Source organism: Planococcus alkaliphilus (genome assembly GCF_057031095.1).
Map to the genome: position 1 here is coordinate 791482 of NZ_CM168060.1, position 23162 is coordinate 814643.

Annotated in this window: 23 protein-coding genes, 1 pseudogene and 1 riboswitch; of the genes and pseudogenes, 12 read left to right on the forward strand and 12 right to left on the reverse strand. The window is 43.9% G+C overall.

Annotated features, from left to right (window positions below):
* The first annotated feature begins 27 nt into the window (after positions 1-27).
* Positions 28-1224 (forward strand): M14 family zinc carboxypeptidase, encoded by a 1197-nt coding sequence (locus tag AC2EXB_RS04130; protein ID WP_483603849.1) that lies wholly within the window; start codon positions 28-30, stop codon positions 1222-1224.
* A gap of 204 nt (positions 1225-1428) precedes the next feature.
* A complete protein-coding gene (locus tag AC2EXB_RS04135) occupies positions 1429-2922 on the forward strand; it encodes a phytoene desaturase family protein (RefSeq protein WP_483603850.1) in 1494 nt (497 codons plus the stop codon).
* A 50-nt stretch (positions 2923-2972) separates the two neighbouring features.
* Here the strand turns inward: AC2EXB_RS04135 and AC2EXB_RS04140 are convergent, their stop codons facing one another.
* The gene (locus AC2EXB_RS04140; protein WP_483603851.1) at positions 2973-3869 is read right to left on the reverse strand and encodes a sulfurtransferase; all 897 of its coding nucleotides are present in this window, start codon (positions 3867-3869) and stop codon (positions 2973-2975) included.
* Between the two features lie 207 nt (positions 3870-4076).
* On the opposite strand from AC2EXB_RS04140, the gene AC2EXB_RS04145 reads away from it, so the two are divergent.
* Positions 4077-4994 carry a hypothetical protein gene (locus AC2EXB_RS04145; protein WP_483603852.1) on the forward strand — a complete coding sequence of 306 codons (918 nt, stop codon included), beginning with the start codon at positions 4077-4079 and terminating at the stop codon, positions 4992-4994.
* 259 nt (positions 4995-5253) lie between these two features.
* On the opposite strand, the gene AC2EXB_RS04150 is transcribed toward AC2EXB_RS04145, so the two are convergent.
* Together AC2EXB_RS04150 and AC2EXB_RS04155 are read right to left on the reverse strand one after the other, a co-directional pair.
* Positions 5254-6048 carry an SDR family NAD(P)-dependent oxidoreductase gene (locus AC2EXB_RS04150; protein ID WP_483603853.1) on the reverse strand — a complete coding sequence of 265 codons (795 nt, stop codon included), beginning with the start codon at positions 6046-6048 and terminating at the stop codon, positions 5254-5256.
* A gap of 466 nt (positions 6049-6514) precedes the next feature.
* Positions 6515-7297, reverse strand: coding sequence for a glucose 1-dehydrogenase (locus AC2EXB_RS04155; protein WP_483603854.1), 783 nt, complete (start codon positions 7295-7297; stop codon positions 6515-6517).
* Between the two features lie 157 nt (positions 7298-7454).
* On the opposite strand from AC2EXB_RS04155, the gene AC2EXB_RS04160 reads away from it, so the two are divergent.
* The 3 genes from AC2EXB_RS04160 to AC2EXB_RS04170 are packed head-to-tail and all read left to right on the forward strand — an operon-like array spanning position 7455 to position 9101.
* On the forward strand, positions 7455-8051 hold the full coding sequence (locus AC2EXB_RS04160; protein ID WP_483603855.1) for a TetR/AcrR family transcriptional regulator: 597 nt from the start codon (positions 7455-7457) through the stop codon (positions 8049-8051).
* Positions 8052-8105: 54 nt separating this feature from the next.
* The gene (locus AC2EXB_RS04165) at positions 8106-8558 is read left to right on the forward strand and encodes a GNAT family N-acetyltransferase (RefSeq protein ID WP_483603856.1); all 453 of its coding nucleotides are present in this window, start codon (positions 8106-8108) and stop codon (positions 8556-8558) included.
* Positions 8559-8579: 21 nt separating this feature from the next.
* Complete coding sequence (locus tag AC2EXB_RS04170) at positions 8580-9101, forward strand: YcxB family protein (RefSeq protein ID WP_483603857.1); 522 nt, start codon at positions 8580-8582, stop codon at positions 9099-9101.
* Between the two features lie 49 nt (positions 9102-9150).
* On the opposite strand, the gene AC2EXB_RS04175 is transcribed toward AC2EXB_RS04170, so the two are convergent.
* Both AC2EXB_RS04175 and AC2EXB_RS04180 read right to left on the reverse strand, forming a co-directional pair.
* The gene (locus AC2EXB_RS04175; protein WP_483603858.1) at positions 9151-10983 is read right to left on the reverse strand and encodes an FtsX-like permease family protein; all 1833 of its coding nucleotides are present in this window, start codon (positions 10981-10983) and stop codon (positions 9151-9153) included.
* On the reverse strand, positions 10980-11753 hold the full coding sequence (locus AC2EXB_RS04180) for an ABC transporter ATP-binding protein (protein ID WP_483603859.1): 774 nt from the start codon (positions 11751-11753) through the stop codon (positions 10980-10982). Before AC2EXB_RS04180 ends, AC2EXB_RS04175 begins: the two co-directional genes overlap by 4 nt.
* 233 nt (positions 11754-11986) lie before the next feature.
* Between AC2EXB_RS04180 and nhaC the strand changes: the two are divergent.
* Together nhaC and AC2EXB_RS04190 are read left to right on the forward strand one after the other, a co-directional pair.
* Positions 11987-13208, forward strand: a pseudogene (gene nhaC, locus AC2EXB_RS04185) (Na+/H+ antiporter NhaC); the annotation flags it as partial.
* 124 nt (positions 13209-13332) lie between these two features.
* A complete protein-coding gene (locus AC2EXB_RS04190) occupies positions 13333-13764 on the forward strand; it encodes a hypothetical protein (RefSeq protein WP_483603860.1) in 432 nt (143 codons plus the stop codon).
* 49 nt (positions 13765-13813) lie between these two features.
* Here AC2EXB_RS04190 and AC2EXB_RS04195 read toward each other — a convergent pair whose 3' ends face one another.
* The 4 genes from AC2EXB_RS04195 to AC2EXB_RS04210 form a co-directional block, all read right to left on the reverse strand.
* Entirely contained in the window at positions 13814-14563 is a 750-nt protein-coding gene (locus AC2EXB_RS04195; RefSeq protein WP_235198403.1) for an amino acid ABC transporter ATP-binding protein, read from the reverse strand.
* Between the two features lie 15 nt (positions 14564-14578).
* A complete protein-coding gene (locus tag AC2EXB_RS04200; protein WP_235198404.1) occupies positions 14579-15262 on the reverse strand; it encodes an amino acid ABC transporter permease in 684 nt (227 codons plus the stop codon).
* 60 nt (positions 15263-15322) lie between these two features.
* Positions 15323-16171, reverse strand: coding sequence for a transporter substrate-binding domain-containing protein (locus AC2EXB_RS04205; protein ID WP_235198405.1), 849 nt, complete (start codon positions 16169-16171; stop codon positions 15323-15325).
* Positions 16172-16301: 130 nt separating this feature from the next.
* Positions 16302-16410: riboswitch (SAM riboswitch) on the reverse strand.
* A 99-nt stretch (positions 16411-16509) separates the two neighbouring features.
* Positions 16510-17067: a DUF4256 domain-containing protein gene (locus AC2EXB_RS04210; RefSeq protein WP_483603861.1), complete on the reverse strand. Its 558-nt coding sequence runs from the start codon at positions 17065-17067 to the stop codon at positions 16510-16512.
* A 178-nt stretch (positions 17068-17245) separates the two neighbouring features.
* On the opposite strand from AC2EXB_RS04210, the gene AC2EXB_RS04215 reads away from it, so the two are divergent.
* Positions 17246-18265 carry an NAD-dependent epimerase/dehydratase family protein gene (locus tag AC2EXB_RS04215; protein WP_483603862.1) on the forward strand — a complete coding sequence of 340 codons (1020 nt, stop codon included), beginning with the start codon at positions 17246-17248 and terminating at the stop codon, positions 18263-18265.
* A gap of 61 nt (positions 18266-18326) precedes the next feature.
* On the opposite strand, the gene AC2EXB_RS04220 is transcribed toward AC2EXB_RS04215, so the two are convergent.
* Genes AC2EXB_RS04220 through AC2EXB_RS04230 form a run of 3 tightly spaced genes read right to left on the reverse strand, consistent with a single transcriptional unit; the run spans position 18327 to position 20294 of the window.
* Positions 18327-19046: a hypothetical protein gene (locus AC2EXB_RS04220; RefSeq protein WP_483603863.1), complete on the reverse strand. Its 720-nt coding sequence runs from the start codon at positions 19044-19046 to the stop codon at positions 18327-18329.
* A gap of 1 nt (position 19047) precedes the next feature.
* Positions 19048-19920: an ATP-binding cassette domain-containing protein gene (locus AC2EXB_RS04225; RefSeq protein ID WP_483604715.1), complete on the reverse strand. Its 873-nt coding sequence runs from the start codon at positions 19918-19920 to the stop codon at positions 19048-19050.
* Positions 19920-20294 carry a GntR family transcriptional regulator gene (locus AC2EXB_RS04230; RefSeq protein ID WP_246809857.1) on the reverse strand — a complete coding sequence of 125 codons (375 nt, stop codon included), beginning with the start codon at positions 20292-20294 and terminating at the stop codon, positions 19920-19922. Before AC2EXB_RS04230 ends, AC2EXB_RS04225 begins: the two co-directional genes overlap by 1 nt.
* A gap of 159 nt (positions 20295-20453) precedes the next feature.
* Here AC2EXB_RS04230 and AC2EXB_RS04235 point away from each other — a divergent pair, with 159 nt between their 5' ends.
* From AC2EXB_RS04235 to AC2EXB_RS04245, 3 genes are all read left to right on the forward strand, one after another.
* Complete coding sequence (locus AC2EXB_RS04235; protein WP_483603864.1) at positions 20454-21389, forward strand: NADP-dependent oxidoreductase; 936 nt, start codon at positions 20454-20456, stop codon at positions 21387-21389.
* A 221-nt stretch (positions 21390-21610) separates the two neighbouring features.
* Complete coding sequence (locus tag AC2EXB_RS04240) at positions 21611-22609, forward strand: hypothetical protein (RefSeq protein WP_483603865.1); 999 nt, start codon at positions 21611-21613, stop codon at positions 22607-22609.
* Positions 22610-22643: 34 nt separating this feature from the next.
* A complete protein-coding gene (locus AC2EXB_RS04245; protein ID WP_483603866.1) occupies positions 22644-22997 on the forward strand; it encodes a helix-turn-helix domain-containing protein in 354 nt (117 codons plus the stop codon).
* Positions 22998-23162 lie beyond the last annotated feature (165 nt).

Sequence of the window (23162 nt, forward strand, 5' to 3'; positions counted from 1 at the left end):
ATTTAAAAACTAAGGGAGTGGATGTTTTTGAAGAGGAAGTTTGCGAGTACGCTTGGGGTATTGGGTTTATGTACGGCACTGGCGATGCCGGTATATGCGGTAGGCAATGATGTAAAGCCGGCCACGCATCATCACGACAACAGTATTTCTGGATTTATCGATTATCAGAAACTGCAAAAAAGTTTGCGGCAAATTGAATCGACAAGTAAAGGTGTTGTTCAAGTAGATGTAGCTGGGCAATCGCATGAAGGCTTGGACATTTATACGGCAAGAGTGGGTACTGGAGACAAAGTCTTGTTGATTCAAAGTGAAATTCACGGCAATGAAAAGACTGGAACGGTAGCGATTTTGAACTTGCTGAAAACTTTGTCCGGCAATTCGAAGCAGGCACGTGAAATTCGCGAAGAAGTCACGCTTGTATTCATGCCGATGATGAATCCAGACGCTTCTGAAGCCGACAAGCGCCGCAATAGCCTGACATGGACCGAAATGCTTGAGAGCTTCCCGCAATTAGAAGGTGCAGCAAAATCATGGAATTATCTCGACCGCGGCATTAGCCAGAATTATGACTACGGTGCGAATCCTGGATTTGATGTAAACCGCGACTTTAACCCGGATCTCAATTATGTGCCAGAAGCCCAAGATTTTCCGGGTGCATCCGATCAGCCGGGCTGGTTTATCACACCTGAATCGCAAACTTCCCGTGATGTCTACAAATCCTTGCAGGAAGAGTTTGGCAACGTTGATGTGTTCGTCGACTTGCATCACCAAGGGCTTTATTATGTCGACGGAACGGCTGATCCTGTAACGCTTTCCTTGTCTGCCGAATTTGTGCCGGATCCGACAACACCTGCTGGCTCGAAATACGCAGCCTATGCGGATAACTACAATTTCGATTTCTCGAGACAATTGAATTTATTGGCCTACAACGAACTTCAATCTTACGGCAACTCGAAATTCACGAATATCTCCCTGTATTCGCAAGACCTGGATCTGCCAGGGACGGCGCTCGGCTCGTATGCACTCAATGGCAGCGGAACTGTGCTTTTTGAAGTGCGGGGACAGACGCAGAGCTTAGGGCAGAAGGAAAAAGGGCAGCTGGTCAAATCGGTTGAGCGCGGACTTTCCGCTATTATCGAAGGAGTAGCCGATGATTCAGTTAACCAATTGAATCCGGAAGACTATGAAGATATTCCGCTTACTTCCTACAGCCCGGCTTTTTAAAACTTGTAAAACCTGCAATTCTTTTTACGGAGCTGCAGGTTTTTTTCTGTTTTAGAAAACTTATACAATCATTATATTTACCAGGTTTTTAAAAGCTCTAGGAAGGGAATAAAGAGGATTATGGCTATAGCTGAAGAATCTTTACGTTAAGGTTAAAGAGGCGACTATAGAAGAATGTCGGGGGGAAAGAAGGGCGGTACATATATGGTGAATCAGAAAAAATCCGTAATTGTGATTGGAGGAGGCCTTGGCGGTCTATCTGCTGCGATTTCTCTTGCACAAAAAGGCTATAAGGTTTCTTTATATGAAAAAAATGAACACATTGGCGGGAAAGTGAACCGGTTGGAACAAGACGGTTTTGGCTTTGATCTTGGCCCATCCATTTTAACGATGCCGCATATTTTCGACCGATTGTTCCAAGGCAGCGGCAAGCGCTTGGAAGATTACGTACCGATCCAACGGCTTGAGCGGGAATGGCGTTCATTTTTCCCGGACGGCACAGTGCTTGACCTTTTCCACGATCTTCGGTTGATGGAACGGGAAAACCCGTCGCTGTCCAAAAAGGACATGAAAGAATACTATGCGCTGCTGAAGTACGCTCGCCGCATCTATAAAACCACCGAGCACAGTTATTTAAAAGAAGGCTTTGAATCGCCAAAAGAAGCGGTTGCCCAAAACGGCATCCTTGCGACTTTGACCGGCTTCGATTTGACTTCGACAATGTACAGCGCAATCTCTAAACGCATCAGCAATCCGCATTTGCGCGATATGCTTTCTTATTATGTCAAATACGTCGGCTCGTCGCCTTATAGCGCACCGGCCGTCCTTAATATGATGATTTATATGCAGCATGCACAAGGCTGCTGGTATGTAAAAGGCGGTACGCATAAACTGGCAGAAGGCTTAGAAAGATTGGCGCGGGAAGAAGGCGTACAAATCCATACGGGTATGGGCGTTGTTCGCGCACATACCAACCAGAACAAAGAAATTGCAGGCGTTGAACTGGAAGACGGCTCATTTAAAACAGCTGACTATTATGTTTCCAATATGGAAGTCATTCCGTTCTATAAAAAAATGGTCAAAACGGATGAGAAGTTTGTCGAGAAGCTGGAGAAGAAATACGAACCGGCAAGCTCCGGTTACGTGCTTCATCTGGGCATAAACCGGCTATATCCACAGCTGAACCACCATAATTTCTTCTTTTCCGAGAATTTAAAAGAACAGATGGACAAAGTGTTCGAAAAGCACGAGCTGCCGGACGATCCGACAATTTACCTTGTCAATGTCAATAAAACTGATCCAACCCAGGCACCGCCAGGGCATGAGAACATCAAGATTCTGCCGCATATTCCGTACATTCAAGACAAGCCGTTCACGCCGGAACAATACCGGGAATTTGAAGAGCGTGTGCTCATTAAATTGGAACGGATGGGCCTTCATGGCTTGCGCAATCATATCGTAACGCGCGACGTCTGGACGCCGCATGACATTGAGCGGGTTTATGGCTCAGACCGCGGCGCAATTTACGGCACAGTTTCCGATAAAAACAAAAACGGAGGCTTCAAGCATAAAAAACAAAGCGACCTTTACGACAATCTGTATTTCGTCGGCGGCACCGTCAACCCGGGCGGCGGCATGCCAATGGTGACGCTCAGCGGCATGCAAGTAAGCGATAAGATTGTAAAGCGCGATCAATAAAGAATATAAAAAGGCACACTCAGTTTTAAAGAGTGTGCCTTTTAATTTGTTTACTTCGTACTTTTAACGATCGGGCAAGAAGGGTCGCTCGCCCATTCGTTCATCGATCCATCGTAGACCGCCACGTTCGGCTGGCCAAGCTTATTCAAAATCAAAGCATTCCAAGTGGCTGCAATGCCGCCGCCGCAATAAGTGATGACTTTTTTGCCTGGATCCAGGGCGCCGGTATGTTCAAACAAAGCCCGGAGTTTGTCGTCGTCATAAAGCGCTTTTGTTTGCTCATCCGCATGAAGGCCGAAAAAGACGTTCTCACTTCCGGGGATATGGCCGCTTCTTGGGTCATCTGTTTGAGTGCCGGCATATTCTTCCGGTGACAAGCTGTTGATCAAAATGGTTTGTTCATCGTCCATCGCTTTTTGGACCTCTTCTTTAGTAGCGAGCATGCCATCATCACGCTTTCCGGAAAAGTTCGCTTTCGGGTAATCAGGCGTCTCCGTTGATAAGGGCCGTTCCTCTGCAAGCCATTTCTGCAAACCGCCTTCTAAAATCGCCACTTGGCCGAATCCCTCATAGCGCATCTGCCAAGAAAGCCGTGATGCCCAGTAGGAAGAGGCGATGGATTCACCGACTAATGCGTTTTGGTCATAAATTACGGTATAGAGGCCGTCTCCAATTCCAAGCTCCGTCATTTTTTCAATGAAGGTTTCACGGGAAGGCACGGTGAACGGAAGAGCGGAATCCGTGTCCGATAATTCACCGACAATGTCCGCATAAACTGCTCCTGAGATATGGCCATTCTCGTAAGAAGCTCTGCCGGACTCGACTTCAGGCGGCCCGCCGGCTTCCGGAAATTTCATGAAGACTGTTGCATCAACGATCCGCAATTTTGGATCGTCGAGATGTTCAGCAAGCCATTCGGTTGTTACAATCAATGGAATATCATTCATTTAAGTTCCTCCTTTGCCTCATAGTTTCCACTCTACGCTGTAGGAAAGAAAGGCGTCAAAAATTATGCATTCACTTTATGGGTGGAACCTCCAAACCAATTGAGAGCCTTTTAAAAGCTATTCGCATCAAATAAACCTTTAGAATTATTTTTATTGAACTAATTAGGTATTTTGTTTCACTCAGGAAGTATAATAGAAAGGAAGTAGATGAAACGAAAAGGAGCTCAAATGACGATGAAAATGAAAAATGAATCTAAACGTTTTATATTAATCGGACTTGCTGCAAGTTTAATCTTTGCAGGTGGTGTTGGAAGTGTTTTTGCAGAAGGAGGTCAAACTTCCTATGAATTAATGCAAGTGAAACAGGAAGCCAAGTATTCAAAACAAGTCATGCGCGAGTTGCGGGAGGAATTGGGTTTCGATAAGAAATCTACCGTGCATGATAGTGAAATCGAATCCATGCCGAAAGTAAAAGTGATGGATCTTTATCTCGCTTCATTCGGTAAAAAAATTAAAGGCAAAGAAGTTCGAAAAGCCGTTGAAGAAGTGTTCTTTGTCGACCTCGATATTATTTCAAAAAACAATTACGGATCGCAAGTGAGCATTTATCCAGAACAGATCATGAACAGTTTGCGTCTTTCATTCAATGAAAAGGCTGACTCGACAAAGCAAGATGCCCGCATCATGAAGCTGAAGAAAAGTGAAGTGATGGACCGTTACATCAAAGAGCACGATGAACAGTTGACGGGCGCAGAAAGCCGTATCCTGATCAACCAAATTTTCGGCGTGAACTTGGACGGCATTTCGACGTTGGAATATTCGCAGCTGGCCATTTCCTCAAAAGGGCAGTGGATTTTGAAAAGTGATACGGATCTCTTTATCCTCGAATCGAGCCTGGACGATGTCGATGTTTCCGTCTATGCGACTCCATACTTCGAACAAGTGAGCGGAAGCAACAAGTTGCCAGAGTCCTTGAAAACGAAATTGATAAGTCTTGGATTTACGTATAATGAGGAAACGGAACTGCTGTACTATATAAATCCGACAGGCGAATCGGTCCCGGATGCATTCAAGGGGCAAGTGCTTGGCATTATTGTAGGGACGATTATGGGGGAGTACAAGTAAGATTCGGGATAGGTGGTATATTGTAATTCTGGCTTTTTTGTGGAACTTACTAGGAAATATTTTCTTGATATCTTTTAGTTATTTCAAGTAATCGGCTTTACTATCCGTCTGTTCACAGATACTGTCCAAGTGCTCCGAAATACTGTCCAACCGGAGACAAATACTGTCCTTCAGGCCATAAATACTTGCCGGCCAGCGAATAAACCCCAAAAAGGCACACTCAATTTGAATGAGTGCGCCTTTTTTGAGGTGTTTTGAATCAACCGACAATCCCTGCATCGACTTGCATTTCAGCTCGGTTTATAAATGGATTTTTTACTATTTCGACTGCTACTGAAGCGATATTTTCAGGTTTACCGCCTTGTTTCGGGAACAATTGCATTGGAGCCCAAATTTCATCAGCTACACCCGTTGCAGCCGTTAATGGGGTTTTAATATATCCTGGTTTGATACTGTTCACTCGGATGCCATGATGGCTTAAAGTAACGGCCAAATCCCGGTTCAAACCAAGAATAGCCGCTTTAGAAGCTCCGTAGTCATAAGCAAATGCGGTGCTTGCTACTCGTTCATCGAACCAGTTCCAAACCTTGTCGGCAGCCATTGATGCTAAGAAGATGATATTCCCTTTCTCTCCGTTTTCGTCTGGCTCGTTATTCTTCATATAGTTCGCTGCAATTTGCGCTGTGTTATAAGATCCGTACAAGTTAACTTTGATGCCCGCATCCCAGTTTTTAAAACTTTGCTCAATCACATCTTCGTCATCAGAAAGGAAGACACCGCCAAAGCCGCGTCCTGCACAGTTAATCATAATATCCAAATGTCCCCATTTATCAACAGCCTGTTTTGCTGCATTTTTTAATTCTTCCCGATTCGTTACGTCTGCTTTCACAAAAAGAGCATCATCCCCGAATTGTTTCGCATATTCAATGCCTGCTTCTTCATTGATATCTGTCAATAATAGTTTTGCTCCTTGTTCATGGAAAGCGATTGAAGTTGCTCCCCCGATTCCAGAAATGCCTCCTGTAATCCACGCCACTTTATTCTCCATATTCATACTAAGTCCCCCTTGTTTTTTGAAAATTAATGCTATTAGAGCATAACAAAGTATTTTTAATAAAATCAATTATAAAGACCTACGTTAGAGAGGGCACTTAGATCTATTTGTAAATAAGAGATTTAAACTTAGTAAGAGGCTATTACAATATATTTTCTTCATACGATTGCGAATATGCCAAGAATGAAAGATGCTTTGTCGAAATAAATAAGGAATCTGCAAAAGGCGCACTCGGTGATGGACAAGTGCGCCTTTTTGAGACGATTTCCAGGAAAAATTTTCTTGATTTTTTTATTTATTTCAAGTAATCGGATTTATTATCCGTCTGTTCACCAATACTGTCCAAGTGCTTCGAAATACTGTACAACAGGTGACAAATACTGTCCGTCAGGGCAAAAATACTTGCCGACCAGCGAATAAACCCCAAAAAGGCGCACTCCATTTTCAGGAGTGCGCTTTTTCATGCTTAATATTTGTAAGATTGGCCGCCGTCGATCGGAATGACAGTGGCATTGATGAATTTCGCTGCGTCGGAGAGAAGGAAAGCGACGAGGTTGCCGACTTCTTCCGGTTTGCCGAAGCGTTTCATCGGGTTGACGCTGACAAATTCTTTGCCTGCTGCTTCCCAATCATCGCCTGCCATTTGTTTCAAAGAGCCTTCGACCATTGGCGTCATGATGGCGCCTGGTGCGATGGCATTGATGCTGACGCCGAATTGGCCGTATTCGATTCCGGAGTTGCGCGTCAAACCGACAACGCCGTGTTTGCTCGCTGCGTAGCCGGACTGGTTGCCGACGCCGCGGATCCCGCCGACGGAAGCCGTGTTGACGATTGAGCCGTAGCCTTGTTCTTTCATCACTTTCAAGACATGCTTCATGCCGTAGAAAACGCCGTTCAAGTTAACGCTCACGACTTTGTCGAATTCATCAGAGCCGAATTCTTCTGTCAGATTCTGTTTGCCTTCGATGCCCGCATTGTTAAAGAATCCGTCGATCTTGCCGAATTTGTCGATGGTGAATTGAACATAGTTCTTTACTTCTTCTTCGTTCGTCACATTCGCTTCGACGATTTCAATTTGAGCTTCTGGAGCCGCTGCAAGGATTTCTTTTTTCGTGTCTTCCAAGCTGTTTTTATTCATATCGACAAGGACGAGTTTGCCGCCTTGTTGGGCGATGGAAAGTGCCGCTGCACGTCCAAGACCGGAGCCGCCGCCTGTGATAATAACCACTTTATCTGTGTAATTAATCATCTGATATCTCTCCTTTTTAATGGGTATGCTAAACTGAATTTATTGGATCTATCGCTAGTGTAAGCCTTTGCACAAAGAGCTTCAATCAGTAAAAATAGCGAATGCGTTGAGTAATGCGACAGTTTCGTTGAAAGTGTCGATTTTGGAGGTAAAGATCATGGATGTGAAGAAAGAAAAGCTTTCTCCGCAAGCAGAGCGGACAAAGCATCAGTTTAAGCAGGCGTTCACCGAGGTGATCAATGAAAAAGGATATAGCCATGTATCGGTGACGGACATCGTCCAGCGCGCGCAATATAACCGGGCAACTTTTTATCTTTATTACTTGGATAAGCCGGATATAACGGAAGAGCTACGAAAAGAAATGTTCCAACAGATCAAGCGTACGAGCATGGAACGCTATGAACCGGGCAAGGAAATTTCCACAGAATCGATGGACGCCAATTCTTTTGAGCTCGTCGCATTCATCTATGACAACCGTTCGTTTTTCAATCTCTATTTGATGGAAGATACAATTCCTGGCCTGTATCAGGACTTACCGCGCGCTATCTTCGAGTTGTTCGAGGAACAATTCACGTTTACACCTATAGGCAACCATGATATCAATTCCTCTTCTTTTAAATTGTATATGGCGCATGGAACAGCGGGTCTGATTCTTGACTGGGCAAGAAATGGCTATCAGAAATCACCGCACGAGGTATCAAAGGATCTGATCGGAATTTTGCAGGCGATTGCTTCAGGTTTTAAAGTTGGGTAAATTTCATTGCATCAATCACACGTAAAATGACTACTTAGGACAAAGGGGTTTCTTATGGAAATAACTTTATTTGCAGAAAAAGATTTTCAAAAATGCACCATCACTTTCATGGAAGTTTTCAACGGTGAGCCATGGAACGACCAGTGGGAAGAGGGAGGAGCAGAACGCTACCTGATGGATTTTGTCCGCACCCCGGGATTCATGGGGATTGTCGCAACGGAAGGCGAAGAAGTTATCGGTTTCCTTTTTGGTGCAAAGCGCGCTTGGTGGAGCGGGGACGAGTTTTTCATTTATGAGATGTGCGTTAAAGCAGCCGTGCAAAATCAAGGAGTCGGGAAAGCGCTGCTGAAAATTGTGCTTGAAAAACTGGAGGCAGATAACGTAGCCACTGTTTCTCTTTTGACCGACCGGGGCATCCCCGCAGAAGCATTTTATAAGAAAAATGGATTTGAGGAAATTGAACGGCTCGTGTATCTCAGCCGGGAAGTTCGGATGAATTTATCCTAATTGAAAAGGGAGTAGACTTAAATGATGGAAATAAATTACGACTTGACGGAAGAAGCATTTATTGATTTTAATTTATACCATTCGAAAAACTCGAAAACCTATAGAAAGTCGATGGCATTGCAGCGTTTTCTGATTCCCGTGCTGTATTTGATGCTGGCGGTGATTTTCTCTCTTATTTTGGATATGCCGCTGCTGTTTTTATTGATCCCCTTTTTGATCCTTTCAATTGTATGGGTGATTTTTTCACCATCGCTGTATTATCGGATGATTAAAAGGACAGCCCGTAAGATGATTCGTGAAGGGGATAATGGAAGCATGCTGGGAGAGCATTCGATGGTATTTACAGAAGAAGGCCTCAAAGAAATCTGTAAGACTGGTGAAGCTTCGGTTTCATGGTCCGGGATTGTGGATTTCGGAGAAGATGATTCGAACTTCTATCTGTACAATAGCAGTTTGTCCGCATATATATTGCCGAAAAAAGATCTGCAGGACGCAGAGGCTTTAAGAAAGCTGATCCATGAGAAAGTGAAAAAAACAGCTTGATACATAAACAAACCCGCACCAGCCTATTGCTGGTGCGGGTTTGTTCGTTTTATCCTTTCGGCAATACGAGCTTTCGGTAAAGATGGACGGTGAAGAAATAATAACTGCCGTAGATTGCCAGGAAAATGAGCAAGGAAATCCACAACCGGTAATACGGATCGATGATGACGAACGTGAACATCCGCATGCCGACGAATACGTGGAGCAGGCCAAGCAAGGCAGGAAATAAAAAGACGATGAAGATTTCTTTTGAGATGGATGCTTCCAAGGCTTTCTTTCGGACCCCGAGTTTTCGGAGGCTGTCATAGCGGCGGATGTCGCTGTTTGCCCCTGAGAGGATTTTGAACATCAAGATGCTCGCCATCATGGTCAAGAAGGCAAGGCCGAGGAAGAAGCCCATGAAAAACGTGCCGCTTGCAAATGCATATTGGCTTTCGAAATTCGAATACTTGCTGGAAAGCGATTCGTACTCAAGGTCCAACGGGATATACAGCCTCGATTCTTCCTGCAACTGCAGCCGGTCCAGTGTTTGCCATTCTTCAATATAGCGAGAAAACTTTTCGCTTTTTGCAAGGACAATCGTTATTTCTTCTGCATCAATTTGTTCGAATGCTTCCGCTGAAACAAGCCGGTGCATCCCTAAAGTGGAGAAGGCGGGATTGATCGTCTCAAGGGCGGTTGTCCAATCATCTCCAAGATTCTGGTAGCCTCCTTCATCGATTTCAAGATTTTCAGGAAGCGGATCAGGACGCTTTGTTTTATAGCTGATCCAATCGACGATCCAAGGCGGATTGGCCTCAAGCTCGTCCTGGACGTAATAAACAAATTCTTCGTCCATTTTAAAACGATAAGAAAGCCGTTCTTCTAACGGAATCGTCTTCAACACCTCTTCTTCTGCATCCCCAGGATTGTAAAGGGCTGCATCGTATAGCCGCTCTTCATCAGCGGATAACAAGGCATTATTTTTAAAAGCGAAACCGCCCGCAATGGCGCCAGCCGACAAAGCGATCAGCATAGCTATCGTTGCAAGCACCCATTTCAATTCATTCAGACGGAAACTGAGCTGGGCGAATGTGAACGCGTTGAGCCCTTTGAAATTCAAGGCTTTATTGCGCTTCCATTTTCGGACGATGATTGGCACTAGTGATATGAACAGCAGATACGTGCCGATCGTTGTCGCTGTCGGAGCAAGGAAGAGCCCGATAAACCGGAGGATTTCCATAAAGAAAAGAGCGATATAGCCGACACCTAAAAAGACAATTCCAGCAAAGATCATCAAAGCCGAATGTTTAGGCTTTGACGGCAATAGGTCGTTTTTTACATCCGCTTTCAGCAAATCATTGATCGATGCTTTCGCAAGCTTCCGGTTGTTAATGAAAGAAACTGCATAAGCGACAGTTAAAAAGTAGACGATTGTCCAAAAGGCAGCCGGCCAGTAGAAAACTTTGAAAGCAGTGAATTCAACATTCAATTGGGCTGCTAAAAGACTGGATACAAGCCAGGAAAGAAGCGAGCCGAAGAGAATGCCAATTCCGAGGGTTACTGCTGCAATCATCATTGTTTCAAGCAGGAAAACTTGCTTAATTTGCTTTTTCTTGGCGCCGATCAGTTCATACATGCCGAATTCTTTTTTCCTTAATGAAAGAAGGAATGCATTTGTGTAAAAGAGATAGAAAAAAGTGATCACGGATAAGAGAACAATGCCGACGATGAACACCAACTGAATGTGGTTGATGACCGAATTGCCGGTGATGAATTCTTTGTTTAAACCTAAAGTCAGGAACATATAAAAAACCGCGATGGAGACAATGAGTCCGGTAAATAGGATGAAATAATCGCGCTGTTTCCGCTTTAGGCCTTCAAGCGATAATTTTAAGATCATCTTGCACCACCTGCGGCAGCACGCTCGTCCGTGCCAGCAAGCACTGCCAAGATTTCTTTATAGAACTGTTCGCGGTTGCTTGCGGCATGGATTTCCTTATCGATTTTTCCATCCTTGATGAATAGGAGGCGACTGCAATAGCTTGCGCTGAGCGGATCGTGCGTCACCATTAAGACAGAGACTTTTTGTTTTTTGTTCAAATCGCTTAAGGTTTCCATCAAAATAGCTGCATTTCTCGAATCCAAGGCGCCGGTCGGTTCATCAGCGAGAAGCAAGGCTGGGTTATGGACAAGTGCACGCGCGATAGCTGTCCGCTGTTTTTGCCCGCCTGAAATTTCTGCAGGGAATTTCTCCAGAATGTCGTTGATTCCAAGGAGAGACGAAACTTGTTGGACCGTGGCTGTTATTTTAGGGACCGCTGTATTCCGGAAAGAAAGCGGCAAGGCAATATTTTCAAAGACGCTCATATTTTCGAGCAAATTGAAATCTTGGAAGATGAAGCCGAGCTGTTGGGACCGGAAATCGGACAGTTCTTCTTCATTCATTGCGGAAAGGGAAGTTCCACCGATTGTGATTTCGCCTTCAGTGACGGGATCCAAAGTCGCGATCGTATTCAGCAAGGTCGTTTTGCCGGAACCGGAAGGGCCCATGATGCCGATGAATTCTCCTTTTTCCATGATGAAAGATAGGTTGCGGATGGCAGTATAGGCATTTGCCCCTTTTTTTCCATATACTTTTGAAATGTTTTTCGCGGTTAAAATGGCCGTCATATGAATTCCTCCATTCATTGTTAACACTTACTATAACGAGGAAAAGTGAAGAAATTCCGTAGGGAAAAATGAAGGATTTCTTAAGAAACAGCTATGATTTTAAAAAATTCATTGTTTGTCGTTACAATTGCCCTTGTTTGGGGAATATAAAATTTAAGTGCCATAAGCACCATAAAATTATTCAGTCGTTAGTTGATCGAAGTTCAGACTCTAAAAAGCAAGGAGTACATAGAATGAAGAAAAAACAACAAGATATTGAGATACCGTTTCTACTAGCTCTTATTCCACTCGTTACGATGATAGCCATTATGGCGGTCACGATTATTTTATTTTAAGGCAGTCCGCATATTCCGCTGGCTGCGGGCAGTGTCGTTGCCGCATTTATCGCTTGGCGGCTCGGCTATAAATGGAAGACGATTGAACAAGGCGCTTATAAAGGCATTCGTTTGGCGCTTCCGGCAGTATTGATCATCATCGTGGTGGGAATGATCATTGCTTCATGGATTGGCGGCGGTGTGATTGCTACGATGATTTACTATGGACTTCGAATCATTACTCCATCCCTCTTTTTAGTGACAATCTGCCTTATTTGCGGTGTCGTCGCTTTTGCCATCGGGAGCTCATGGTCAACAATGGGCACGATCGGAGTTGCCGGCATGGGAATTGGCATGAGTATGGGAATCGCGCCTGCCATGGTAGCGGGGGCGGTTATTTCGGGTGCTTATTTTGGCGATAAAATGTCGCCGTTGTCGGATACGACCAATATGGCGGCAGGTGTGACAGGGACGAATCTGTTTGAACATATTAAACATATGACGTATACGACGATTCCAGGACTTGTTCTGGCTTTGATCGTCTACTTTGTGCTTGGCCGGCAGTTCGGCGGAGCGGATGTGGATGAAGAAAATATTCAAGGCATCTTAACCGCGCTCAACAGCAATTTCATTATTTCACCATGGCTAATGTTGGTGCCGGTTGCGATTGCTGTACTTGTTATCATGAAAGTGCCAGCACTTCCTGCGTTGATAGTTGGGGTAGTTTTAGGTTTTCTTTGTGAGATTTTCGTTCAAGGCGGAAATGTCGGAAATGCAATCAATGCGCTTCATGATGGTTATGTGATGTCATCCGGCAATGAAATGGTGGATGAACTGTTTAACCGCGGCGGCATCGAATCGATGATGTTCACCGTCTCATTGGTTATTTTCGCCATGGTATTTGGCGGCATATTGGAACATACGGGAATGCTGCAAAGCAATTGTAAAACAGATATTGAAAGTCGCGAAGTCGGCAGGCAGCTTGATTGCGGCAACCATTGTTTCCGCGTTTTTCACGAACGCGACTGCATCTGAGCAGTACATATCTATTCTTTTACCCGGCAGAATGTATGCAAAAGCCTATCAGGATAAAGGGCTGCATCCGAAGAATTTGTCGCGTGCCCTTGAAGACGGAGATACAGAACTTCACCATTGTTTGTGCGGCTTATATTGACTCTCGTAATTGGCATTAAGGAAAGAAACGTAGCAGCAAGCAACTATTAATTTTGCCCACTATTCGATTTGGCAGGAGGGTGCATTGGCTTATGAATTATCAAGAATTGGTTGAAAAAGAGGCATATCATCTTACTTTTCAAGGGTTTGAACAGACAAAGGGAGCAAGCAAATTATTAACTGTTTGTTTCGGTGGAAGTCCTCACGAAACAGAGTTGCTCATCGGGAATCCGCAGACTTTGGAACGCTGGCAAATCAGTTTTTCTTCCTTTGCATTCTATTCGGCAACGTTTGAAGATTTTACTGTAGTCAAGGAACATGAAGTGTATCAAGGATATGCGTTTCGGATCTATGAGAAGTCGGATTTGATGGATCGGTTAAGAACGGATGCAAACTTAGAGGTGCAAGAGAGGAATAGAGGGAAAATCTACCGGCATTATTCATTTGCCTGTATGGAACATCAGGTTGATGTGGTGTCTTGTGATGAACCCAGTACAAAAATGCTCTGTTCTTATTCCAATTAAAACAGCCGAGCTCTCCGCTTTAATGGACGAGTTCGGCTGTTTTTATGAATTAAGCTCTTTTCAGCAAGACCTTTTGCAGAAATTTCTTTGTCCGTTCTTCTGTAGGGGCTGTGAAAATATCTTCGGGCTTTCCTTGTTCGACAATGTGCCCCTCTGCGATAAATACGACGCGATCCGAAACTTCTCGTGCAAAATCCATCTCATGCGTTACGATAACCATGGTTTGTCCTTCTAAGGCGAGCTCCTGGATGACCGTCAACACTTCGCCAACAAGTTCAGGATCTAGTGCAGAAGTCGGTTCATCAAATAATAGGAGATCCGGTTTCAGTGCGAGAATCCGGGCAATCGCCGCCCGTTGCTTTTGGCCGCCCGACAATTGTTCCGGATACTGGTTTTTATGTTCCAATAGTCCAACTTTTTCCAGCAATCCTTCTGCTTCACGCACCAATTCCTGCTTGTTCCGTTTTTGCACGACAAGCGGTGCTTCAATAATGTTGTCAATCACGGTTTTATGCGGAAATAAATGAAAATGCTGAAAGACCATACCAGAAAATTGGCGAACATCAACTTTTTGCTTTTTACTTGGTGTTTTCCCAGTGAATGAAACATGGACATCATTGATTTGAAGTGAACCGCCTGAAGGCGTTTCTAAGAGATTCAGGCATCTCAGTAAGGTTGTTTTGCCAGAACCGGATGGGCCAATGATGCTGACAACTTCGCCTTTTTTTATTTCCAATGAAATGGATTTCAGGACTTCTACCTGTTTGAATTGCTTGCTTAAATTTTCAACTTTGATCAATTTGGGAACCTCCTATCAGGCAGTGACATAGCGGTTTGCTTTTTTCTCTAAATAATCTTGAAGCAAGGTGACAAGGATGCAAATGGACCAGTAAATGAGTGCCACGAGAATATATAAGGTTAGGCTTTCATAAGTTTGCCCGACCACCACTTTGGCGCGGTAGAACATTTCAGAAACAGTGATGACCATCGCTAGCGAAGTTCCTTTGATGATATCCATGAAAGTGCTCGATAGCGGAGGCAAAGCAATACGAGTCGCCTGCGGCAGAATGATGCGCGTCATGGTTTGCCAATAGCTCATCCGAAGCGTCTCAGCAGCTTCCCATTGTCCTTTCGATACAGAAGAAATGGCAGAACGGATAATTTCGGCCGTATAGGCAGAAAAATGAATACTGATGCCGATAATGGCAGCAGTAAGCGGCTGCATTTCAATGCCGATCATGGGAAAGCCGAAATACAGGATAAACAGCATCACCAAAAGCGGAGTGCCCCGCATAAAGGAGATGAAAAGCCGGGCTGGGAGAGACAGTCCGATAAAGCGGTTCATTCGGGCAAGAGCTACAAATAAACCGAGGATCAAAGCAAATACTAGGCTGACCAGTGCAATCAAAATGGTTTGCCAAGCTCCTTCCAGAATAAAAGGAAGAGAATCAATTGCGATTTCTACATTAAAAAGATATTCCCATTTAAAGTCGGCCATTGGAAGACTCCTTTACTTAGTATCTAGAAAAGAGGAATCCGAGGATTCCTCAAAAAATTTTTATTCTTCTTCAAGCGGCTGTGTTACATCAGCACCAAGAAATTTAGTTGAAATTTCTTTCAATGTGCCATCAGCAAGAAGCTCCTCAATAGCACCGTCAAGTTTTTCTTTCAGCTCCGGGCTATCTTTCGGCATTACGATAGCACTGCTGCTGAATGAGAATCTAACATCTTCAGCCAGTTTCAATCCCGGTTTATCAAATTGTTCAAGTGAGCGCAACAAGACAAGATAGTCATTTAGCGTAGCATCGACGCGGCCGCTGACGATTTCTGGAAGCACCGTGTCAGAGCCTGTGTAGACAATCACTTCAGCCCCTTGTTCTTGAGCAAATTTTGAGTAATTGCTTGTCGCGGACCCCCCGACTTTTTTGCCTTTCAAATCTTCTACTGATTCAATGCCGGAGTTGTCACTTTCACGGACAATGGCTGAACCATATGAATGCTTGACTGGAATCGTGAAATCAAATATCTCTTTGCGTTCGTCGGTAATCGAAAAATCATTCGCGGCAATATCAATTTGGCCATTGCGAAGAGCTGGCAGCAATCCGTCAAATTCCATTTCTTTGAATTCAACTTCCAATCCAAGCTTTTCTCCTAAGGCACGAGCAAGTTCTACATCATATCCTGTTAATTCTTTTGTTTCTTCATCGTGATATGTAATCGGGTAGTAAAGCCCTTCTGTGCCGACAACGATTTTGCCTGCTTCTTCAATTCGATCCCAAGTGTTCTGTTCCTTGTTTTCTGTTGAAGCATTCACTTCATTTGAAGATTCATTGCTGCTGCATGCGGTTAGAAATAAACCGATTACTGTAATTGCGACGAGCCATAAAAGCTGTTTGGTCTTTTTCATGTCTTTGCACCTTCCTTTTCTATTGGTTTACTTGGTTTTAAGTTAATAGAATTGTCCAGATATGAGGGCAAACAAAAAGCCTCTTCTATAAGAAGAGGCAGGCATGCGAAATCACATTGATATTCTGCTCTTCTTATCTCTCAAGCTAATCAAAGCTTGTTGGATTTGGCACAGTGCTCTAAAGTGAGCCCGCTGCCGAGGTTTCGTAGGGCCAATCCCTCCACCTCTCATGATAAGAACAAATTGCTATTAAACTATGTTGACAACTGTATCATCATTATATTTTACCGTCAACACAAAATTCTGATAAATCTCATCTTATTTTTTATTAGAAGTTGTTAAACGTTCAACGATCCCCTGAATCCCCTAGCGGCATAATACGAATCCGCTCCGTTATGATACAGAAACACTTGCCCGTAGCGGAAATCACAGAAAAGGGCGCCGCCGCGATTTCTGATTTCAGCAGGAGTCTGCACCCAGCTCGATGTCTTCATATCGAATTTCCCTAACGACTGCAGCTTTCGGTATTGTTCTTCTGTCAGCAATTCAATGCCCATGTCCGCCGCCATGCCGACCGCGTTGTTTTCAGGCTTGTTTTTCTTGCGCGATTCCAATGCTTCCGGGTCATAGCAAATGCTTCTTCGGCCAGTCGGGCTTTCTGCGGAGCAATCGAAGAAAATGAATTCATCCGCTGCAGCATCATAATCCACAACATCCGGTTCGCCGCCAGTCCGTTCCATTTCATGGAGCGACCATAATTTGTCTTCATTCGCTTCCAGTTTGTCCTGGATTTTGGCCCATTCGAAATTTTCGTGGCGGGTGATGTTTTTCTCGAACCGCTCTTTTAACGTGTTGAGAAATGCTTCGCGTTGTTCGGGTGATAATTGCTTGCTCATGCTAATTCCTCCTTTAATGGATCTTGCTATTGTTGGTTTTAGTATATAAGAAAGCAGCAGGGTTTTGGAGAGGTGCATCTATTTTATTTTCAGTAGAGGATTGTCTGGAGCTTTTGCAGAATAAAAGAAGCAGGAAAGCAGATCGTTTTTCATTCAGTAAATTGAAGGAGGAGTGTATGTGAATATCTTGATCCTTGGAGGGACCCGTTTTTTGGGGAGATTTCTGACCGAGGCGGCTCTCAGCAGCGGCCATGAAGTGACCTTATTAAATAGAGGAAAAGCGAATCCGGATTTGTTTCCAGAAGTGGAAAAGTTGACCGGCGACCGGTACGGGGATTTACAAGCGTTGAGAGGGCGGAGATGGGACGCCGTTATTGACACATCCGGCTATCTTCCATGGTCCGTTCAGGAATCTGCGGAACTGCTGGCAAAATCCGTAGGACATTACACATTCATTTCAAGCGCATCGGTTTACATCGATTTAGAATCTCCGGGGATAAATGAAGAACACGCAGTCGGCCGGCTTTCAGCGGAAAAGCTGGGAGAATTGAAAACAAAAGAGGCGGAAGCTGCCATCAATGAACATTACGGTGAGTTGAAATTTTTGTGTGAGCAAGAAGTGGAACGTGCGTTTCCGGAAGGTGCCCTGAATATCCGGCCGGGACTTATCGTCGGGCCTCATGATTTTACGGACCGTTTTACGTACTGGGTTAACCGCGTAGCAAAAGGCGGTGAGGTGTTGGCGCCGGGGCGGCGAGACAAGGAAATCCAGTTTATCGACGTCCGGGATTTGGCAGAATGGATCCTCCGGCTGGTCGAAGAACAACGGACAGGCACATTTAATGCGACCGGCCCCGACTCCACACTGACGATGGAGAAATTCTTGGAGGAATGTAAGACCACCCTTAAGAGTGATGCGGATTTTGTTTGGGTGGATGAGCAATTCCTGTTGGGCCACAAAGTGGAAGGGTGGTCCGAATTGCCGCTGTGGATTCCAGACAGTATGTACATGAATGGCTTTCTTGGAGTGGATATCCAAAAAGCTTTACAGGCCGGATTAAGGTTCCGCCCGCTCACTGAGACCATTCGCGCCATCCGCGAATGGGAAATGACAAGGGAAACGGCTGAACGAAAAGCGGGGATGGATCCGGAAAAAGAGCAAGCCGTGCTGCAGGACTGGCAGCAGCGTGCGCTGTAATAGGAAAAAAACGAGTTTCCACGGGATGAAATTTATCCAGTGGAAACTCGTTTTTAATTTATTACAGTTTAATCGGTATGCGTTTTGTCAGCATGCGGGTAGCTATGATCAATACGGCAATCAAAAGGAGCGAACCGATCACGGACATCAGCAAGCTTGCTTCAGTTGGAATGTACGGAATCCAAGGAATGATGGTGCTTAAGCCTGCTTCTCCCCAGAAGAATCCATTCAAGCTGAGGGCCACAATCGCGAGCCCGACAAACCCGAGTCCAATCAGCCAATTAAAGCGGTAATAGCCGATGCCGATCAGCCAGCCGACCAAATAATAAGTGAACACGTTCAGGAAGAAGACCCCGATGGCAGAAAACCAGCCGCTTGTCCGTTCGAAAATGGTCAGGCTATCTGATTTTACGGGCATGGAAACAAAGTTGGAGATAAGGTTTTCGATGCCATGGATAGCAAGAGGCACCACAGTGACGGCAATTGCGAGCCCGACAGCGCCGATGACTACTCCAAAGAACATATCTTTTCGGCTGATTCCGTGCTGGACAAAATACGCCATGAAGCCGAAAGCAGTGATGATTCCACAGACGAGCATGAAAATGGCGGCTGAGTAGCTGGAGAAGACGAAGAATCCTTCCACATTTGCGTCGTTGCGATTGGCGATAAACATGCCGATGACATGGGCCAGTGTCAGGAATGAGAAAAACCAGATGCTCCATTTGAATTGTTCCAAGAAAGAATCCCTTGCGATTTTCGGATAGAGTTTGACCGATTTCATATCAGTGTGCCTCCTCTGTTAAGTGGATGAATAAATCTTGCAGGGAAACCGGGCCGATTTCTAAGCCGAGCTGCTGCGCTTTTTGTTGGTCTTCTTCACTTAAAGCGCCGTAGACCATTACGGATTTTGTGCCGCCAAGCTTTTGTTCGTTCAAAACTTTTAATCCGGCGACAAATGCATCGACTTGATCCGCTGCACCTGTAATAGAAGCGCCGCGGGAAGCGATTGTTTCGTAATCTTCGTTCAACACGAGGCGGCCTTGGTCGATGATGACGACTTGATCAAACAGATAATCCATTTCCGATACTAAATGAGTGGAAAGAATGAACGTACGAGGATGCTTCGCCTGATCAGCCAGAATTTCCTGGTAAAAGATTTCACGCGCGGGTGCGTCCATGCCTACATAAGCTTCATCAAAAATCGTAATCGGGGAACGGCTCGCCAGTCCGATGACAGCATTCAACGCGGACTGCATCCCTTTCGACAATTTGCTGATCGGTTTATCCAATGGGAGTTTAAATCGTTTCAGCAGATAGTCGGCATATTCTTTATCGTAATTTGGCCGGTAATATTCCGGAAATTCAAGATACTGCGGAATTTTCTCGTATTCTTCTTTGTAGTCTTTGTTGTAAATAAAAGATACTTGCAGCATTTTATCGGCGTTTTCAAATACCGGTTCACCGTCAATGAAAACTTGCCCTTCCGTTGTCTCACGAAAAGCGGCGATTAAAGACAGAAGGGAAGTTTTGCCTGCGCCGTTTCGTCCGATCAAGCCGTGGATCCGATTCGATTCGAGTGATAATGACAAATCTTTCAACGCTTCAAATTTACCGAATTTCAATGTCACGTTATCTATTTTGATATGAGCTTCCATCATGTGTCACTTCCTTTCGCATTTTTAATCAGTTCAATGATTTCTTCTTGGGAAATGCCGAGTTTCTTCGCTTCCTGTACTAAGCCAACAACGTAATTGTCGACAAAAGCTTTTTTGCGTTGATTTACCAATGTTTTTTTTGCTCCTTCTGCTACAAACATGCCAATCCCTCGCTTTTTGAATAGGATACCTTCATCCACTAATTGATTGATGCCTTTAGAAACGGTCGCATGGTTAATTTTGTAGAAACTCACAAGTTGGTTGGTCGATGGCGCCTGATCGCCTTCTTTTAATTGGTCATTTACAATTTGGTCTTCGATCAATTCACGGACTTGAAGAAAAATGGGTTTGTTCGAATCGAATGGACTGCTCAATGGATGCACCTCCTTTTTTGTATAGGATATATGGTTATATACTTATGTGTATAACCATATATCCTTATATTCGTTTTGTCAATCATTCTGATAAAAAATAAAGGCAGTGTTTGAAAATGAAATAAGGGGAAAAGAGAAAGGAGGAAAGGGGAGATCCAGATGAAAGCAATCGTAATTGAAGCGTACGGTGGAAAAGAACAACTGAAAGAAAAAGATATGCCCATGCCAAAAATGGCAGACAATCAAGTGCTGCTTGAAGTCCATGCGACTTCGATTAACCCGATCGACTGGAAACTGCGGGAGGGGTATCTGAAAGAGATGCAGCCTTTTGAGTTTCCAATCATCCTTGGGTGGGATGCAGCGGGAGTCATTGTTGAAATTGGAAAAGACGTGAAGGATTTCAAAGTGGGCGACCGCGTATTCGTGCGGCCTGAACTCACAAGAGAAGGGACTTATGCTGAATTTATTGCGGTGGAAGAGCATCTGCTTGCGAAAATGCCCGATGCGATGACATTCGAAGAAGGTGCGGCGATTCCGTTAGTAGGGTTGACCGCATGGGAATGCCTGGTTGAAGTGGCCGGCGTAAAAGAAGGTGATAAAGTATTGGTGCATGCAGGTGCAGGCGGTGTCGGAACGAATGCGATCCAAATCGCCAAAAGCTTCGGTGCTTATGTCGCAGCGACCGCCAGCAGCAAAAATAAAGAGCTGCTGGAATCATTGGGTGCGGACCAAGTCGTCGATTATAAAGAAGAAGCATTCGAAGAAGTCATCAAAGATTTTGATATCGTCCTTGATACCTTGGGAGAGGACGTTCAAGAAAAAAGTTTCGATGTCTTGAAAAAAGGCGGAATGCTTGTGTCGATTGCGCAGCCGCCGGATGAAGAAACGGCCAAGAAACACGGTGTCAAAACCGGCTATGTGTTCCTTCAGCCGGAAGGCGAGAAGCTGCGGAAGTTGGCGAAGCTTTACGAAGAAGGCAAGTTAAAGCCGGTCATTGGAGAGACTTACGGATTTTCTGCAAAAGATTTGCAGGATGCGCATGCTGCGAGCGAAACGCATCATGCGAAAGGGAAGATTGTCATTAAAGTGAAATAAGTGGGAAGCAGGTCCAATCCAAATGGGCCTGCTTTTTTGTATGGGTGAATTGTTCGTCTCATATATTGTGGTTCTCTTTAGCTCAAACAAGTGATTAAAATTCACCTTAAAGAAATTATAAACACATACGATGATTTATTTCATTATGACTATATTATTGGTAATATGTTACTGTATTTAAGTATTTATAACCGTTTACTATAGTTGAAGGGGGATTAATCATGGTTAGAGAAAATACTTTAGGATATTACGAGCTTTTGAAAAAAGATGAACATCATCGTTATAAATCATGGGAGCACATTTATTTATTTTTTAAAAAGAATCATCGAAATTTACATAATGAAGAAGTTAAAGACCAAGCTAGTTTGCATCTTGCATTTTATTTAGCCAGTTGGGGAATGCTTCGAGGAGGTTCTTTTCTTTTGCAGAAGGATTATAAAATCCATCGTTATTTTATTGAATCAATTGCAGCAGATCCGAAATTTTGGATTTTCTACAGTGAAGAAGAAATGGAGAAGGAAATATATTTTGCTCTAATTGAAGAGTTAATTCTCGAAACAATGGAAGTTTATCGAAATGCAGTTATAGAAATCAACGGTAAGAAAAAGACCGTGGTCATTACGGACACGCTGGTGACAAAAATACTTTTAGGTGTCTATGGAAATGTGCCGGCTTTTGATCGTTATTTCAAAGCAGCAGCGAAAGAACATGGGATTTCGGCTTCATTAGGAAGAAAATCTTTAGAGCAAATCTTGGAGTTTTACGAAAAACATAGAGAAGAATTTAGTCGAGTCCAAGAAAGCATTTCTGAAGAAGTTTATTATCCTCCAATGAAGTTGATTGATATGTACTTTTTTAATTATGGATTGGAAAAAGACAAAGGCTCTCAGGAAAGTGTACAGGAAGATTTAGACAAAGCAGAAATAGAACTAGAGCCGGACAATCAATCAGCGTCAACTAAAATTCGACGGAACCAAAGCGGAATGGGTATTCAATCTGTCAGAAATTTTATTCTCGAAAAGCTGGCTGCTGAGAAAGCAGCGGGAGCAAAATTTGTGGATTTGAAATCCGGGGATATCCATAATGCTATGGGCTTAAAAAGTCGTCTCCCAACAGTATGCCAAGCTATGATCAGCATTCCGAATTATCGAATAGAAGTCATTCATCAAACTCCAAGTGGACTAAGTTCAACAAATGTTGTGAGGTATTTCTTGAATTAAATAAGAAGAGATTTTAAAACAAAGGGGAATAGACATGTCTAAATTAGCAGCGAATCTGAAATTATTGAGAGAGAAAAATAAATTGTCTCATCAAATTGTTGCAGATCATTTGAAAATAACAAAAGCGACATATAGCAAATTTGAAACGACCAATGCTGAACCGGGATTAAAGCTATTAGTAAAACTAGCAAATTTATATAACGTTTCTTTAGATGAACTGGTAGGCAGGCAGTTTACGCCAAACGGCAAAGTAATCGATCAAATATTGTTGAAAAAAGAAATGACGAAAGAAATTAATAGCATGGTAAAACAAATTGCGAATGAATTTATTCAAAACAAGGAAGCGGATATTGTAAAGCGGGTAAAACAAAAGTTTAATTTAAACTGAAGAATTTATTGTATGGGCTGCTCGCAAAGGACGCTGAGTTTCCCTCAAATCCATGGAAGTTTCCCTTAAAGCCTGCCGAGTTGCCCGCAACTAGCTTCGAGTTCCCTTAAAGCCCGTACTAAGCTTATGCAAACTGCATTTATTCAAACTCATCTATTGCTTTCT

Bases quoted from the DNA above. Each gene is read 5' to 3' on its own strand.
- AC2EXB_RS04225 (WP_483604715.1), bottom strand. From the start codon at position 19,920: ATGGAAGCTCATATCAAAATAGATAACGTGACATTGAAATTCGGTAAA.
- AC2EXB_RS04170 (WP_483603857.1), top strand. From the start codon at position 8,580: ATGATGGAAATAAATTACGACTTGACGGAAGAAGCATTTATTGATTTT.
- AC2EXB_RS04205 (WP_235198405.1), bottom strand. From the start codon at position 16,171: ATGAAAAAGACCAAACAGCTTTTATGGCTCGTCGCAATTACAGTAATC.
- AC2EXB_RS04200 (WP_235198404.1), bottom strand. From the start codon at position 15,262: ATGGCCGACTTTAAATGGGAATATCTTTTTAATGTAGAAATCGCAATT.
- AC2EXB_RS04240 (WP_483603865.1), top strand. From the start codon at position 21,611: ATGGTTAGAGAAAATACTTTAGGATATTACGAGCTTTTGAAAAAAGAT.
- AC2EXB_RS04175 (WP_483603858.1), bottom strand. From the start codon at position 10,983: ATGATCTTAAAATTATCGCTTGAAGGCCTAAAGCGGAAACAGCGCGAT.
- AC2EXB_RS04210 (WP_483603861.1), bottom strand. From the start codon at position 17,067: ATGAGCAAGCAATTATCACCCGAACAACGCGAAGCATTTCTCAACACG.
- AC2EXB_RS04155 (WP_483603854.1), bottom strand. From the start codon at position 7,297: ATGATTAATTACACAGATAAAGTGGTTATTATCACAGGCGGCGGCTCC.
- AC2EXB_RS04145 (WP_483603852.1), top strand. From the start codon at position 4,077: ATGAAACGAAAAGGAGCTCAAATGACGATGAAAATGAAAAATGAATCT.
- AC2EXB_RS04160 (WP_483603855.1), top strand. From the start codon at position 7,455: ATGGATGTGAAGAAAGAAAAGCTTTCTCCGCAAGCAGAGCGGACAAAG.
- AC2EXB_RS04165 (WP_483603856.1), top strand. From the start codon at position 8,106: ATGGAAATAACTTTATTTGCAGAAAAAGATTTTCAAAAATGCACCATC.
- AC2EXB_RS04190 (WP_483603860.1), top strand. From the start codon at position 13,333: ATGAATTATCAAGAATTGGTTGAAAAAGAGGCATATCATCTTACTTTT.
- AC2EXB_RS04180 (WP_483603859.1), bottom strand. From the start codon at position 11,753: ATGACGGCCATTTTAACCGCGAAAAACATTTCAAAAGTATATGGAAAA.
- AC2EXB_RS04135 (WP_483603850.1), top strand. From the start codon at position 1,429: ATGGTGAATCAGAAAAAATCCGTAATTGTGATTGGAGGAGGCCTTGGC.
- AC2EXB_RS04140 (WP_483603851.1), bottom strand. From the start codon at position 3,869: ATGAATGATATTCCATTGATTGTAACAACCGAATGGCTTGCTGAACAT.
- AC2EXB_RS04150 (WP_483603853.1), bottom strand. From the start codon at position 6,048: ATGAATATGGAGAATAAAGTGGCGTGGATTACAGGAGGCATTTCTGGA.
- AC2EXB_RS04245 (WP_483603866.1), top strand. From the start codon at position 22,644: ATGTCTAAATTAGCAGCGAATCTGAAATTATTGAGAGAGAAAAATAAA.
- AC2EXB_RS04235 (WP_483603864.1), top strand. From the start codon at position 20,454: ATGAAAGCAATCGTAATTGAAGCGTACGGTGGAAAAGAACAACTGAAA.
- AC2EXB_RS04220 (WP_483603863.1), bottom strand. From the start codon at position 19,046: ATGAAATCGGTCAAACTCTATCCGAAAATCGCAAGGGATTCTTTCTTG.